Source organism: Labrenzia sp. 5N (genome assembly GCF_012395805.1).
In the GTDB taxonomy this organism is placed as follows: Bacteria; Pseudomonadota; Alphaproteobacteria; order Rhizobiales; family Stappiaceae; genus Roseibium; species Roseibium algicola.
Window position 1 is genome coordinate 92915 of record NZ_JAAZTM010000016.1, and the last position, 13761, is coordinate 106675.

Annotated in this window: 16 protein-coding genes; 13 read left to right on the top strand and 3 right to left on the bottom strand. The window is 55.2% G+C overall.

Going from position 1 to position 13761, the window contains the following annotated elements; translation table 11 throughout:
- The first annotated feature begins 40 nt into the window (after nt 1-40).
- From HEP89_RS29875 to HEP89_RS16305, 9 genes are all read left to right on the top strand, one after another.
- The gene (locus HEP89_RS29875) at nt 41-1999 is read left to right on the top strand and encodes a hypothetical protein (RefSeq protein ID WP_168692515.1); all 1959 of its coding nucleotides are present in this window, start codon (nt 41-43) and stop codon (nt 1997-1999) included.
- A 9-nt stretch (nt 2000-2008) separates the two neighbouring features.
- The gene (locus HEP89_RS16270; protein WP_168692516.1) at nt 2009-2281 is read left to right on the top strand and encodes a hypothetical protein; all 273 of its coding nucleotides are present in this window, start codon (nt 2009-2011) and stop codon (nt 2279-2281) included.
- Nucleotides 2282-2348: 67 nt separating this feature from the next.
- A complete protein-coding gene (locus HEP89_RS16275; RefSeq protein ID WP_152510058.1) occupies nt 2349-2564 on the top strand; it encodes a hypothetical protein in 216 nt (71 codons plus the stop codon).
- Nucleotides 2554-3018, top strand: a complete 465-nt coding sequence (locus tag HEP89_RS16280; RefSeq protein WP_168692517.1) for a lysozyme — start codon at nt 2554-2556, stop codon at nt 3016-3018. Before HEP89_RS16275 ends, HEP89_RS16280 begins: the two co-directional genes overlap by 11 nt.
- Nucleotides 3018-3371, top strand: a complete 354-nt coding sequence (locus HEP89_RS16285; RefSeq protein WP_168692518.1) for a hypothetical protein — start codon at nt 3018-3020, stop codon at nt 3369-3371. Before HEP89_RS16280 ends, HEP89_RS16285 begins: the two co-directional genes overlap by 1 nt.
- A gap of 7 nt (nt 3372-3378) precedes the next feature.
- Nucleotides 3379-3606: a hypothetical protein gene (locus tag HEP89_RS16290; RefSeq protein WP_168692519.1), complete on the top strand. Its 228-nt coding sequence runs from the start codon at nt 3379-3381 to the stop codon at nt 3604-3606.
- Nucleotides 3603-3857 (top strand): hypothetical protein, encoded by a 255-nt coding sequence (locus HEP89_RS16295; protein WP_023000448.1) that lies wholly within the window; start codon nt 3603-3605, stop codon nt 3855-3857. The genes HEP89_RS16290 and HEP89_RS16295 overlap by 4 nt, the downstream gene beginning before the upstream one ends.
- A 132-nt stretch (nt 3858-3989) precedes the next feature.
- The gene (locus HEP89_RS16300) at nt 3990-4589 is read left to right on the top strand and encodes an NAD(P)H-dependent oxidoreductase (RefSeq protein ID WP_031269103.1); all 600 of its coding nucleotides are present in this window, start codon (nt 3990-3992) and stop codon (nt 4587-4589) included.
- 749 nt (nt 4590-5338) lie between these two features.
- Entirely contained in the window at nt 5339-6484 is a 1146-nt protein-coding gene (locus HEP89_RS16305) for a DUF2336 domain-containing protein (protein WP_023000450.1), read from the top strand.
- Between the two features lie 5 nt (nt 6485-6489).
- On the opposite strand, the gene HEP89_RS16310 is transcribed toward HEP89_RS16305, so the two are convergent.
- The gene (locus tag HEP89_RS16310) at nt 6490-7116 is read right to left on the bottom strand and encodes a LysE family translocator (RefSeq protein ID WP_168692520.1); all 627 of its coding nucleotides are present in this window, start codon (nt 7114-7116) and stop codon (nt 6490-6492) included.
- 98 nt (nt 7117-7214) lie between these two features.
- On the opposite strand from HEP89_RS16310, the gene HEP89_RS16315 reads away from it, so the two are divergent.
- Together HEP89_RS16315 and HEP89_RS16320 are read left to right on the top strand one after the other, a co-directional pair.
- A complete protein-coding gene (locus tag HEP89_RS16315; RefSeq protein ID WP_168692521.1) occupies nt 7215-8003 on the top strand; it encodes an extensin family protein in 789 nt (262 codons plus the stop codon).
- 73 nt (nt 8004-8076) lie between these two features.
- Complete coding sequence (locus HEP89_RS16320; RefSeq protein ID WP_055655505.1) at nt 8077-9297, top strand: alanine racemase; 1221 nt, start codon at nt 8077-8079, stop codon at nt 9295-9297.
- Nucleotides 9298-9467: 170 nt separating this feature from the next.
- Here HEP89_RS16320 and HEP89_RS16325 read toward each other — a convergent pair whose 3' ends face one another.
- Nucleotides 9468-9908, bottom strand: a complete 441-nt coding sequence (locus HEP89_RS16325) for a BA14K family protein (protein WP_062488097.1) — start codon at nt 9906-9908, stop codon at nt 9468-9470.
- Between the two features lie 182 nt (nt 9909-10090).
- Here HEP89_RS16325 and HEP89_RS16330 point away from each other — a divergent pair, with 182 nt between their 5' ends.
- Nucleotides 10091-10855, top strand: a complete 765-nt coding sequence (locus HEP89_RS16330) for a DUF2470 domain-containing protein (RefSeq protein ID WP_077292326.1) — start codon at nt 10091-10093, stop codon at nt 10853-10855.
- Between the two features lie 423 nt (nt 10856-11278).
- Nucleotides 11279-11815 carry a DUF1062 domain-containing protein gene (locus tag HEP89_RS16335; protein ID WP_168692522.1) on the top strand — a complete coding sequence of 179 codons (537 nt, stop codon included), beginning with the start codon at nt 11279-11281 and terminating at the stop codon, nt 11813-11815.
- A gap of 115 nt (nt 11816-11930) precedes the next feature.
- On the opposite strand, the gene HEP89_RS16340 is transcribed toward HEP89_RS16335, so the two are convergent.
- Complete coding sequence (locus tag HEP89_RS16340) at nt 11931-13685, bottom strand: methyl-accepting chemotaxis protein (RefSeq protein WP_168684583.1); 1755 nt, start codon at nt 13683-13685, stop codon at nt 11931-11933.
- Nucleotides 13686-13761 lie beyond the last annotated feature (76 nt).

Sequence of the window (13761 nt, forward strand, 5' to 3'; positions counted from 1 at the left end):
GCGGCTCAATTTCTGATCTCAAATTTTACCAGGGAACTCCATGACAGTAGCAGCCTTGACCGAAGGCCGCGCCCAGATCACGGGCGACGGCGTGACGGATCGTGTCGACTTGCCATTCCAGTTTGTCGACCAGAACAACCTGCAGGTATCGCACCGGACAACAACCGGCGAGATTACCGTTTGGCAGTATCAGCAAAGCCCGGGCAACTGGCACTTTACCGGCGGCAACTTCAGCACCGGTACCGTGCTCTTTGATGCCAGCGCCTTGCAGGCAGGCGAAACGCTGACGGTTTTGCTGGTGAGCAAATACGATCAGCCTTACAGCCTGGCGGGCGGTGAGATTGACCTGGCAGTGATGGAACGCGCCATGGACCGGACGGCGATCAACATGCAGTCGGTCGCCACCCGGGCGCTGATCGAGGTCAACGGCGGCTTTGACCTGAAAGGCCGGCGGATGATCAACGCGCTTGATGCGGCCGACAATCAGGACTTGCCGACGCTGCAGCAGGTTCTTGAAATCGCGTCTCTTCCAGGCGCGCAAGGGCCGAAAGGCCCGGTCGGCAACCAAGGCCCCACGGGTCCGGCTGGTCCGCAAGGCCCTGCCGGTCCGCAGGGACCACAGGGGGAGCGTGGCCCGCTCGGCTATGAAGGTCCGCGAGGCCCAACCGGCTATCAAGGTCCGGAAGGCCCGCGTGGTCCTGAAGGGCCATCCGGTCCGACTGGCTCGCAAGGTCCGATTGGACCGCAAGGCCCACAGGGGCCAGAGGGGCCGATTGGCAAGTCATTTGACCCGGATTACACCGGCCTGACAGCCGACCGTGTGGCCTATGATGCTGAACCGAAAGACACGTCCTTTCTCGATACCCAGGCGGGGATTGTTTATTGGAAGCTCTCCAACGCGGTCGGCGCCTGGTCGACGGGCGTTAACTTCGGGCGCGGGCCGCAGGGCTTGCAGGGGCCGCAGGGCATTCAAGGCCCGGCCGGTCCTGTCGGGCTGAACCACCGGGGAACGTGGAACGCGGCCACCGCCTACGTTGAGCGGGATACGGTCAGCCATGACGGGTCTTACTTCATCTGTGTGGCGGCTCATACCGGCATCACCCCGGAAGAAGCTGCGGCCGAATGGGACATTGTCACCGCCAAAGGGGAACGGGGCCTGCAGGGTTTGCAGGGCATTCAGGGACCGGAAGGGCCGCAGGGTGTGCAAGGCCCGGAAGGTATCCAAGGCCCGAAAGGCGATATCGGCGCGCAGGGGCCGACGGGCGCGGAAGGTCCGCAAGGACCGCAGGGCGATCCCGGGTTGAGTTATCGCGGCGTCTGGACTTCTGGCGAAACGTACAATTCTGACGAAACGGTCACCTACAACGGATCATCCTATATCTCGTTGCGGGTGAGCATCGGTCAGAACCCGAGCATTTCGCCGGATGATTGGGGACTGCTGGCGGCAAAGGGTGACGTCGGGCCGGTTGGCGCAACTGGTCCGGAAGGGCCGCAAGGTTCAACCAGCTACGACGCCGGGACCGTCGGCGGTCTGACGTCGGGCCAGCTTCTGCGGTCTGATATCGGGGGCACGATCAGCGGTAGTCTGACCGTCAACGGCCACGTCTACGCCACCGGCTACGTTTACGTGAACACGGACAATAGCGGCGACGCCTGGATCGTTTTCAAAGATGCGAACAGCGGTGGTGCAGACCGTCTTTTGGGATGGGACGACAGTGCGAACGCACTTGTTGCTGAAGAGAATGACGGCGGCATTCACAAGCTGGCGCTTGTTTACGACGGTTCAAACGCCAACGAAACCAACTTTCCGATTGGGCATATCATCTGGGCATCTGCACCCGCCGGGATCAACAGAAACGCTTCACGAGCCTGCTACTTGCACACGGCATCAACGGGCTACGCCGACAGTTCGGACGGTAACAGATCTTCCGGCCTATCGGGCACTTGGAGATGCCGAGGGCAAGCCGGTGCTGTCGCCATCTATCAGCGTGTAGCGTGAGGAAAAGGCATGACCGAAATCAACGTCAAGACAACCTTCATCACCAATTTTCATGGCTTCTTTGCAAACCACGAAACCGACCACACCCTAACCGATATGTCCAAGATTGTCGGTGCGTGCTCCTATGATGTGCAACACGCAAATGGGTACACGGAAACACTCGAAACCGGCTTGCGGCCGGGCGAAAACTTCGGTTGGAGCATCAAGGTAATCCAGGCTGCGCAGGCCTGGCGAAACTCCGGTGGGGTCATTCCGGAATGGGTTCCGCCTGCGTCTGAATAAACTCGGCCAAACCGACCGAAACATGCACCGCCCCTGAGGCGGTTTTTTATGCCTGAAAGGCAGTCCAATGAAACTGGTTTCAGACTGGCGCGCGGTCCTGCAAAGGGCTTGGAGCGTACGCCTTATGCTGCTTGCCGCGCTGCTCTCTGGCGCGGAAGTAGCTTTGCCCTTTCTGGGCGACTTCATTGCGCCGGGCTTACTCGCTGCCCTGTCGGCGCTCACAGTGTCGGCCGCGTTCGTGGCCCGGCTTCTCGCACAAAGGAACATGAACGATGGGACGTAAAACCCGCCTTGTCGGCGGCATCGGCGCGGCTGCGATTGCGCTGGTCGGTGCCTGGGAAGGTCTGCGCCTTGCGGCATACCGGGACGTTGTCGGCGTTCCAACCGTCTGTTACGGTGAAACGCTCGGGGTGAAGCTTGGGGACAAGCACACAAAGGCCGAGTGTGACGCAATGCTGTTGGCCTCGTTGCAGCGGCATGAAGCCGGAATGAGAAAGTGCCTCAAGCGGCCGGATGCCATTCCCGCGAAGTCCTATGTCGCGTTTGTCAGCCTCACCTACAACATTGGGGTCGGGGGCTTTTGTCGGTCGACTGCGCGCAAGCGTCTTGATGCTGGGGACGTGCGTGGCGCCTGTAACGCAGCCAAATGGTTCAACAAGGCGGGCGGCCGGACGATCCGGGGACTTGTAAACCGCCGCGCGGCCGAGCATTCGCTTTGCCTGGAAGGGCTACGGTAATGCCGGTGGTCGCCTGGATGCTCCAAAGCCGCACCGCGTGTGCTGCCCTTGCCATTGCCGCCGTTCTGGGCGGCTTTTTTGTTTGGCACAAGGTCGACAAGTCGAGCGAGGTTCGCAGGGCCGTTGTCGAGTATGTGGCCGACGCGGAATTGACCGCAGCCCGGGTGCAGCTTGAAGAACTGAAACGCCGGAAGGTTGTCACGGAACGGGCAAACCGGCGTTTCATCTCCCTTATCGATCAGGCCAACGCGGAAGCGGAAGCCGCAGCACAGGAGTTGGAACACTATGTTTCGACCGTTGGGGATGGCTGCATTTTGCAGCCTGATCTTTTTGAGCGCTTGCGCAACCAATGACGAGCGGTTGCGAACTGCCGCCGCATTGTCGGCGCAAGTGGAAATCACCAAAGAGCTTCCGGGTTATCCGGACGACTGCCGACAGAAAGAAGCGTCCGGCGTTCGGGTCGGGGAGCCTCTGGACGTGGCCTTGATCCGGACAGACCAGGCGCTTGGCCGTGCCAATGCCCGCGTGTTGCGGTGCAGCCGGTGGTTCGACGAAATCAAACAGGGCTACGCAGGGGGCGTGCAATGAACGAAGATCAGATGCGGGAAATTGCCCGTGAAGGTGGCAAAGAAGGCGGCCGGGAGGCTGCTCAAGAAGTGCTCAAGGCGCTCGGCGTCGATATCGAGAACACCATCGAAGCGCAGAAAGACATGCACTTTCTGCGTGATCTGCGAAAAGGAACGTCCAGCGTCAAAGGCAAGGTGATCAACACAGTTGTGGGGGCGTTGGCGCTGGCTGGCCTCTACAAGCTTCTGTCGGGAATTAGATGGGGGGCTTGAATTCTCAAAAAGGCATTGTTCGTTAACTTGACATACTGTTCACCATTTTAATGCTAGTTATTCGAAAATATCAAAACTATCTCCAATTAACGAACAAACGCCGATGCCGGTTTTGAAACTTTGGAGATCAAGATGTCCTCACCGTTGAAATCAATTCTGCATGTCAATGCCTCAGCACGTACCGCCGGTTCAGTGACGCGTGACCTTGGGCAGACCTTCGTGACTCGTTTGCTGGCAAAATCACCAGATGCAAAAGTCCTTACTCGCGATGTTTCCCAAGGGGTACCGTTCCTGAGCGAAGAGTGGATTGGCGCGACTTTTACAGATCCTGCTGCACGGAGTGCAGAACAAAAAATGGTGCTTGCTCTGTCCGACACGCTTGTTGGAGAATTGAAGGAGGCAGACACCATCGTAATTGGGACGCCTGTTTACAACTTTTCTATTCCGGCTACGCTAAAAGCCTGGGTTGATATGATCGCGCGAGCAAGAGAGACGTTTCAGTACACTGAGAACGGACCTGTCGGTCTGCTTCAGGGTAAAAAGGCTTACGTCATCATTGCCTCTGGTGGAACCAAAATAGGATCAGAGATCGACTTTGCCGGAAACTACCTGAAGCATATTCTTGGCTTTATCGGCATCTCCGATGTGACAATGATCGCGGCAGATCAATTGATGATCGAACCGGAAAACCGTGACGCAGCACTGGCTCAAACGATTGAGCTGGCCGCATGAGCGGAACCTGTGTTTAGGCCTGATATACCAGCGTTTGAAATTGCGGAATGCAACAGGCTTCCTGCGAAGTGAAATTTTTGGTTGTGTCTTGGCAGCTGCGTCAATTGCCCAGTCTCCAGTACGTTCGGGTGCTATTTCTCACCCTGGACACCCGTACGAGCGATCAATTCTGGAATCAGCACAGCGTCTTCGGCGGCTGCACCTTCTGGTGCAGCCGACTACGCCGGGAATCTAAAATTGTTTGTTGAATTGTCCTGCTGTCTGCTCGGCGCAGCTCGTTTTCTTTGATTTCTTGCCGTTTGGTTCAGATTGCACCAACTACAATTGCAGCCAAAAACGCAAAGGCTGCTAGGAAGGCAATCATGTTCAGGTTCCGTACAAGGGTCATATGTCCGCTCCCGATTACCTCTTTCTGACGGGGTGATACTAAGTCAGCATAATGCCGAAGCGAAGCAAAAAAGATGCTGCAGCGCAGCGGAGAATTGCATTCCAGGGTTGTGTTTGTTGAGGAAGCATTAAGTAAAGCCTTGATTGGAAACGTTCACTGCCTTTTGCGAAAAAAACAGAACTAATTTGTCCTGGAGATGCGATCGAGGGTTGCAAATATTTATTTGGCGCGTCGAATTATTTGTGGAGAGGCCTTCCTGCTGCTGGCCGTTTCTCCAGTTTATGCGGCGATCAACGGTAGCTTAATGTTAAGGGCCTGCTGATAATGTCGAGGCTTACGCGACTGTCGCGCCGGAGTGTCGATGATCAATCTTGCAAAACTTGCTGATCTGGCGAGGGACACAAGTGCTGGAGGGCGCAAAAGCCTGGTCAGCATGCTGACGGACCTGTTCGTGAACTCCGGTGACGACCGTGACGAGCAGATCAGCCTGCTATTTGGCGACATCGTTCTCAAAGTTCTCGGACAGCTGGAGGAAGAAACCAGGATCATTCTGTCCAAACGAGTTTGCAAGGAGAAAGATGCTCCTCGTGAACTGATGGTGAAGCTGGCACAGGATGAATTTCCGGTTGCCGGCCCGGTTCTGGAAAACTCACCTGCACTCACCTCAGAAGACCTGGTTGAGATCGCATGTTCTGCGTCGATGGAGCATCTGGGGGCAATTGCCGGGCGTGAAACCGTCGACAAGGCAGTTACCACTGTATTGGTGGATCGGGGGGATACGGCGGTTTTAAGTAAAGTCGCTGAAAACCAGGGTGCAGAGTTCGCTGATGCATCCTTCCTGAAATTGGTGGAAAAAGCCCGATCGAGTGAAGCAATCCAGGCTGCCTTGATCAACCGCACCGACTTGCCGGATGCAGCTGCTCATGCCTTGCTGCCTTTCTTGACGGAAGAGTTGAAAGAAAGGGTCAGTGCACTCGGTGCCGACAGCACGCTTGTTCAGCTCCTGGCTGAACGTGCCGCTACCGAAGTGGCCGCTCGTGCGCACAAGCTTGAAGAGGCACGTGAACAATCCAACGCATTGATCCGTGACGTGGTGAGCAAGAAGACCAAAATCGATGATGCCGTGACCTTGTTCGCCCGTTCGGATCGAACAGCGGAGCTGGGTATGTTGCTTGCCAAGGTAAGCAATCTGCCGCCCAGTGCGGTATCCCAGCTCTTGTTCAGCGCAAGCGACAAGCCATTGATAATTCTTTGCAAGGCGAACGGCGTTACAGCCGAAGCCTACAAGGATATTCTCACGATGAGGGCCAGGCGGTTGCGCATTGGCGGATTGGAGCTGAATGCCGCCATCCAGCGTTATGCAGCGCTTAGTGAAGATGGCGCTCGCAGATCACTTGAAACCTTGAAGCAATCCGGTGCTAATTTCGGTTTGAAAACTGAAGAAGAAAAAACCGAAGCGGAAGCCGTACGGTCAAAAAAGAACATTCCCTTCGCATCAAGTCGCTGATTTTTTCAGTTCGCAGATCTCTGCAATGTTGCCGTCATCGCCGCAGCGGAGATCAGGAATGCGCCGCCCACCTTGTTTACCAGTCTAAGCAGGGAAGGACTACTCAGTTTTTGTCCGAGGGCTGCTGCTGCATAGGCGTAAACAGCTGCATTCAAAACACCCAATGCGACGAAGGTCGTTCCCAAAAGTGCGAGCTGCGGGACAACTGGGGCGTGAGGTGCGATGAAGTGTGGCAGGAAAGCCATAAAGAAAACAATGCCTTTTGGATTGAGCGCTGTGACCACATATGCATGCCAGAATATTTTTCTGGGGGGAACATCGGCAACCTGATGCGGCCCAAGTGCAGTTGGCCGGCTTCTCCACATTTTCAGGCCAAGCCAGACCAGGTAGATCGCCCCTACCCATTTGAGCACGGTGAATGCTGTTGCAGACGTCGCCAGAATGGCACCGAGACCCATCAGCGACGCAGCTGCTGCTGTCGCGTCCCCCAAGCCAACACCCAATACGCTGGCAACCGCAGACTTGCGTCCCTGGGTCAAAGCATAGCTGACAACAAGCATGATCGTCGGACCCGGGATGGCGAGGACGATCAATGTGGCAATCACATAGGCGAAAAAGAGTTCTAATGTCATGGGGAGCCATCCACTTTTTGGGTCATGCAACCATAGACGCAGGACAAGCGTTGATCAATCATGAGGGTCGCTGGCAAGTACAATGTGCGGAGTTGGGAATGCACTTAAACCTCGTGTCGATTTGTACTGCTCTCGCGTTGTGTTGCCTGCTGCCTTTAGATGTTTACGCAAATCCTCCATTGCCGCAGGAAAAGCCGCTTCCTGGCCTCGGTAGTTCGCAATTCATCGAGGGGGTGGATGTGCCGGCGATCAAGCCAGCTACTCTTCCGGAAGGGCCTTTGGCAGGACCTGACGACAGTGGCAGAAAAGCTTCTGCGGGCGAATCCTCCACACCGTCAGCTTGCGATATTCCGGGTGCTACTTTTGAACAACTTGCTCCCTTGCAAGGGGATCAACCTGATGAGGATTGCGGGATCACCGTACCTGTCAACCTTTCTGGGTTACGTGGCGAGGATGCCGAAGTGACCTTCCCGATGAAAGCCACGCTATCATGCAGTTTTGCGACGTCACTTACAGCGTGGGTGATCGAAGATGTCTTGCCCATTGCACAAGCACAGTTCGGGAAACCAGTGTCCGAGTTTCTCACAGGCCCTGGTTATCAGTGTCGCCGACGAAACAATCTTCCAGATGGAAAGCTCTCCGAACATGCGCTTGGCAAAGCCATTGATATTGTGGCCTTCCGATTAAGTGACGGTACTGAGATTTCAGTTGAAAAGGATTGGGCGCGCAACACGCAGAGCGGAAGCTTCCTGTCCGCCATACACAAGGCTGCCTGTAAAAGGTTCACCACCGTTCTCGGCCCCGATGCAGACCCAAATCACAAGTCTCACTTCCACCTCGATATCGGATGCCACGGCAAGAGCTGTAATTACATTATCTGCCAATAACCCAATCCCGGCTTGCAAATCAGCCTCAAGCTTGTTCCTTTCTATTCGATGACTTCTAACGCCGGAAGGACTGATGGAACGTTATAAAACAGCTATTGACGCCGCCTTGGATCTTCGTCCCGATCAGCCTGTGTATTGTTTCCGGCCGGACGTGCTCAGGCATGACGCACAGCAATTCCAGTCGCTCTTCCCCGGCAAGACGGCTTACGCGGTCAAGACGAATGGTGAGCCATTTGTCCTTGAGGCACTGGCAAAGGCCGGGATCAGTTGTTTCGATGTCGCATCGCCTGCAGAGTTCGCCGCGGTGAAAGAGGCAGCGCCGAAGGCTGAGATGCTTTACATGCATCCTATCAAGGCACAGTCGGACATTCGGCTAGCTTTGGAAACCTACGGTATTCGAACCCTTTCGCTCGACCACGAAGACGAAGTCGCGAAGATCCTGCGTGTTGTTAGGGCCCTTGATATAGATCCTGGAACGATCACACTCTTCGTTCGTATCGCCACCAAGGGGCATGCTGCTTACGAGTTGTCGAAGAAGTTTGGCGCGGCTCCAGGTCACGCCGTTGAGTTGCTGCAACGGATCGACCGTATCGGGTTCAAATGCGGATTGTGTTTTCACGTTGGAAGCCAGATCGAAGAACCGGAAACCTATGAGCGAGCGCTGGCTTCTGCCGATTGGATCAGGTCACGTGCTGGCGTTCCCGTTGTGGAGCTTGATGTCGGGGGAGGGTTTCCGGCCGTTTATGGTCACGATCCGCGCCGCAAAGCGCCTGAGATGCCCTCGCTCGTGGAATTGATGGGGCAGTTGAAAGCCGATATCGCTGATTGGCAATTTGATGACCTGCCTCTTGTCGCCGAGCCAGGCAGAGTGATCGTGGCCCGATCGATCTCTCTCATTGTCAGAGTACTGTTGAAAAAGGGGCGCCGTCTTTACATCAATGATGGCATCTGGGCGTCTCTTTCCGACAGTTGGACCGGAAAGATCACGCTGCCGGCTCGTTTTATTCCGGATCCGGCTCGCAAAACACGGGCTGGTCAGCCCGACAAGATTGTTCCCTTCAAGGTCTGCGGCGCAACCTGCGACAGCGTTGATATTCTTTCCAGGCCTTTCTGGCTGCCGGAGACAGTCGACACGGGAGACTGGATCGAGATTGGCCATATCGGTGCCTACAGCTTGTCGCTTCGCACAAGGTTCAATGGTTTTTATCCCGACAAGGTCATTGAAGTCGACACGCCGTTCGATTTCGGTGCTGCGCCGGAAGGTTTCGCCTCAATAGAAACCATGGCGGATTGATGCAAACAGGCTGATTGAACGAAACAACCTGGCTGCACTTGCCCACCGAGGTTGTTCAGTTCCCTTGGAGCACGAGTCTTCTGAAAAGAATGACAACAAACGGGTGACCGGTTCGGCCGGTCGGTCGTTTGTTGCCACGAGTTCTTCAGTACCACCAGGCGGGCGCAAGCTTATTGGCAGAAACGCTGTTCACCCTGGTAGGTGGTATAGGTACCGGTCGACGGGTTGAACGACCGGTATTTCGATGAGCAGTACTGGTACCAGGCAGGGCTCCACGGCTGATAACCGATGGCCGTGTTGACGCGACCGGGATAGGGAGCCGGCGGGTAGTGATTTACCGGCGGCGGGCCTGCGTAGCTCGGCTGGCGGGTGGCACCCAGCAGAATTGCTCCTGCAGCGAGGCCGATGACACCTGCCGCGACAGCCGCGCCAAGATTATCATTGTTTTTGTGTCGGTTATGATTTCGATTATTGTGTCTCTGGTTATGGTGGTGGCCGCCACGGTGGTCACGCCAACCGTTGCGCGAGCCGGCTTCAGCAGCCGCGAAGGTCGGCAAAAGAAGGGCGCCCGTGAGGGCGGCGGCAACAAGACGTTTGCTCATGGTCTTCATTGGTATTCTCCAAAGGCAGGCGCTGTTCTCGATTGGCGCCGTATCTGATGGTGAGACAATCGCATAGGCGCCCTGAACCGGTTCTGAGATGTCTGTTCATCTGACGTTCAGAATTCGGGTGAAGGCGAAAACCGTGGAATGCAACTTGTCTGCGCCGACAGAAAACAGAACTTGGAGGGGCCGTGAGCCTGGAAAAAGAACCGAAATCAGTAATCCGGCCGACCGATGATCAAGCCAGAAGATTGGCTAAGGAGTTGATCAGAACCGCGAGGTTTGGTGCTTTGGCGGTGCTCGAAGCCGAAACGCGGCATCCACTTGCCAGTCGGGTCGCAGTGGCGACCGATTTGGATGGTGCACCTGTCATCCTCACAAGTACATTGTCCGGACACACGGCGGCAATTCTGGAGAACCCTTCATGTTCGCTGTTGTTGGGCGAACCTGGAAAAGGCGATCCGCTCGCTCATCCGAGAATTTCTCTTTTCTGCAAGGCAGTGAAGATATCGAGAGGAAGTTCAGATCATGAGCGGTTGCGCAACCGTTACCTCTCTCGTCATCCCAAAGCCGAACTTTATGTCGATTTCGGAGACTTTTCCTTTTTCAGGTTGGAGCTCTCCAGAGCAAGCCTGAATGGAGGCTTTGGCAAGGCTTTTGAATTGGAGGAAGAGGACTTATTGGCAAAAGTTAGTTCGCCTGGTGACTGGTCTTCAATGGAAGCCGGAGCGGTTGCGCATATGAACGCAGACCATAGGGATGCGGTGAAACTTTATGCGCAGAATTTGCTGAAGGCCGGAGAGGCCAATTGGCGGCTTGCCTGTCTGGATCCCGAAGGCGTTGATCTTGTGGCTGGAGATAAGGTTGAACGTCTCTGGTTTGCAGATCCATTGGAAGATCCGTCTGAACTGAGGCCTGCATTGGTCGCTCTGGCTTTGCAGGCGCGCAACACCTGAACACAATTCAAACGACGTCTCGTCAAAACTCCAAGTTGAGCTTGCTTGTGATTTTCGTAAGCGCTATCGAGGCTCATCTATTTCAATTTGGACGTTTGTTTTGCCAACACTCTGACCGGTCATCGATCCCGCCATGCATTCGCTCGAATGCGTCATGAACTTTGTTCGTCCTGGCGGCGGATCGGGGCCGGTATGGCTTGGCCATGCGCATCTGATCCTGTTTCGGTTCACTGCATACATTTCGAAAAAGCTTCCAGCCAGACTGAGTGCCGATAGCTGACGCTGTTCGGCCGTCCCGACTGCCTGTGACGGACTTCCCGTGCGAGGAAGACCCACGGAATGTCGTCTATATTGAACATGGAATGGTCCGTTGTCCGTTCTCAGACACCTAGAATAAAGCGTCCCTGCCAACGATGCGGATTTGTGAAGCCTTTTGGTTCGACGGGCAAATTCCGGTTGAACGCGAATGGAAGCCAGCTTGACGCCTGGCTGATCTATCGTTGCGATGTCTGTGGAAGCAGATGGAACAGGGCCATTTTTGAACGTCGAGCCGTGAGCAGCCTTTCGGCAGAACTCATCGAAGCCTTGCAGCGGAACGATGAGGGAGTGGCGAGCACCTTCGCCTGCAACACCAAAGGGAGAGGCGGAGGCAAGGGGGGCACTGATTTCAGCCTGAAACGACGAATGGTTGCCAGCGATTGTGCAGATGCCTGCACTGTGGCACTGACAATCCTGAATTCGGATCACGTCCAGGTTCGTCTGGATAAGGTCCTTGCAAAAGGGCTTGGTCTCTCGCGCAACCGCGTTCTGCTCCTGGTGGAGCAAGGATCGCTGAGATTTCCCATGAACAATGTGAAGATCTTGAAGAGACGGGTTCCCGACAAGATCTGTATCGAACTTTTCATTGGTCCGGCAAGCGACAGATCGGTCTTTTGGAATTATCTGGTCTGCATGAATTAACCGCAGGAGCGGGAGTTAGAAACCGGATGGCTCCAGATCCCCGTGTCCGCGTTGCGGACACGGGGCAGCGGTCAGTCGTTTTGGCAGGTGTTCCGGAGAGCGTGGCGAGCAGTTGTCAAGCTGCGCGCAGGTGACCGAGAAAATCGCCCAACCCGTCGCGAATTGTCGTTATCTGGGAGGAGATGTTCTGAATGCCTCCCACGACTTCCTGCACCCTGTCGCCGGATACCTGCGCTGCCTGGTTCACTTCGGAGATATTGAAGGTAATGTCGGCACTGCCTTGCGCGACCTGATGCGCGTTTTTGGCTATTTCTGACGTAACTGCGTTTTGCTCTTCAATCGCAGAGGCAATTCCGGAAATCTGTTCGCGAATTTCCATCATGGCTTTGACAACCGTGGTAATTGCATCAGAACAGGTTGCCGCCCCGGACTGGACACCGCTCAGCTGTGAACCAATCTGATCGGTTGCCTGTCCGGTTTGCGTGGCAAGCGCCTTTACTTCAGAAGCCACGACGGCAAATCCCTTGCCTGCTTCGCCAGCTCTCGCTGCTTCGATAGTTGCGTTCAAGGCCAGCAGATTGGTCTGGGCAGCAATGTCGCTGATCAGTTTCAGGACATCCGTGATCTCCTCTGCCGATGTAGACAGTTTTCCGACTGTCTCTCCGGAAACTTCAGCCTGTTCAGATGTACGAGAGGTGGAGGAATTCGCGAGTGTAATCTGGCGGCTGATTTCGTGAATTGAACTCGCCAGTTCCTCAGACGCGGATGCAACAGATTGGACCGATGCTGTGGCCTGTTCGGCTGCAGCGGCAACCGTGTTGGACCTTTCAATGGTCTCATGACTGTTGCGCGCCAATTCGTCGGCACCGGACGCAAGTTCACTCAATGCAGAAACCGCTGTGTCGCAGCTGGTCATCAGGAGCCTTTCAAGCTCGTCGGCCAACCGCAATCTTGTATCGCGACGATCCGCTTCTGCCTGCATTTCTTCTTCGCGAGCCTGTTCCTGCAGGCGCTTCATCTCGATCGTGTTTTCACGGAAGGTTTCGAATGCGCTTGCCACCTGACCGATTTCGTCATTCGTGCGTACATTGACTTCCACATCCGTGTTGCCTCTAGCGAGCTCCAGAAGGCCTGCGGTGACCTGGTGCAAGGGACGGGAAATCAGATATCTGGCGAAAAGGACTGAGCCGACAAGGCACAAAATCAAAGTCAGCGCCGCGGTGATCGCGATTTGCTGAAAGGCCTGTTTCTCATGTTCTTCTGCAGATGACGCAGCTGTTTGCGTAAAACGCTCGATCTCGGTGAGTAGCGACACCAGTTCATTGTCGAGGCGAGTTTGTTCCTTTTCCAACTCAACGAGAAGGGTGCTCGCATCAGAGAGGTTGTTCTGTTCGATCTTCGCCAAGATACCAGCTATTTCTGCAGAATAGGTTTGGTACTCGTTCTCGATGCGTTTGAGCTGTGTGAGCGTTTGGGAAAACTCGTCCTTTTGCGTATCGGATGCCGACTTTTCCAGCGCCGAGAGGGCGAGTGCTTCCGCTTTCAGAATTTCATCGGAAACCTGTTCGTTCAGAGCGGCCAAAGTGGATTTCAAGGCAGCGGTTGATTCAGCATCTTCGCCGGAGGTCAGGCCGGATACGCGCATGATCCGTTCAATCACCGCTGCCTGCTGTAGTTGATGATTGGCAACCTGACTGATTGCTTGCGTGAGTGGAATATCCTTTTCCGCAATGTTTTGAAGTTCCTTCCCGATCATTCCCATCTGAACGATGGCAACTGCGGCCACAACAAGCAGGCCAAGACTGAGGAAAGCAACCAATGCTAGAATTTTTGCCGCAACCGAAGTTGCAATGGGATTTGATGCAAACATTTCTCAAAAGCCCGAGTTTCTCAGCGCCATAGGCAGCGCCAGAGTTGAGGTTGTGTCAGTTTAGGCGGACTCAGAT

Bases quoted from the DNA above. Each gene is read 5' to 3' on its own strand.
- HEP89_RS29875 (WP_168692515.1), top strand. From the start codon at position 41: ATGACAGTAGCAGCCTTGACCGAAGGCCGCGCCCAGATCACGGGCGAC.
- HEP89_RS16270 (WP_168692516.1), top strand. From the start codon at position 2,009: ATGACCGAAATCAACGTCAAGACAACCTTCATCACCAATTTTCATGGC.
- HEP89_RS16275 (WP_152510058.1), top strand. From the start codon at position 2,349: ATGAAACTGGTTTCAGACTGGCGCGCGGTCCTGCAAAGGGCTTGGAGC.
- HEP89_RS16280 (WP_168692517.1), top strand. From the start codon at position 2,554: ATGGGACGTAAAACCCGCCTTGTCGGCGGCATCGGCGCGGCTGCGATT.
- HEP89_RS16285 (WP_168692518.1), top strand. From the start codon at position 3,018: ATGCCGGTGGTCGCCTGGATGCTCCAAAGCCGCACCGCGTGTGCTGCC.
- HEP89_RS16295 (WP_023000448.1), top strand. From the start codon at position 3,603: ATGAACGAAGATCAGATGCGGGAAATTGCCCGTGAAGGTGGCAAAGAA.
- HEP89_RS16300 (WP_031269103.1), top strand. From the start codon at position 3,990: ATGTCCTCACCGTTGAAATCAATTCTGCATGTCAATGCCTCAGCACGT.
- HEP89_RS16305 (WP_023000450.1), top strand. From the start codon at position 5,339: ATGATCAATCTTGCAAAACTTGCTGATCTGGCGAGGGACACAAGTGCT.
- HEP89_RS16310 (WP_168692520.1), bottom strand. From the start codon at position 7,116: ATGACATTAGAACTCTTTTTCGCCTATGTGATTGCCACATTGATCGTC.
- HEP89_RS16315 (WP_168692521.1), top strand. From the start codon at position 7,215: ATGCACTTAAACCTCGTGTCGATTTGTACTGCTCTCGCGTTGTGTTGC.
- HEP89_RS16320 (WP_055655505.1), top strand. From the start codon at position 8,077: ATGGAACGTTATAAAACAGCTATTGACGCCGCCTTGGATCTTCGTCCC.
- HEP89_RS16325 (WP_062488097.1), bottom strand. From the start codon at position 9,908: ATGAAGACCATGAGCAAACGTCTTGTTGCCGCCGCCCTCACGGGCGCC.
- HEP89_RS16340 (WP_168684583.1), bottom strand. From the start codon at position 13,685: ATGTTTGCATCAAATCCCATTGCAACTTCGGTTGCGGCAAAAATTCTA.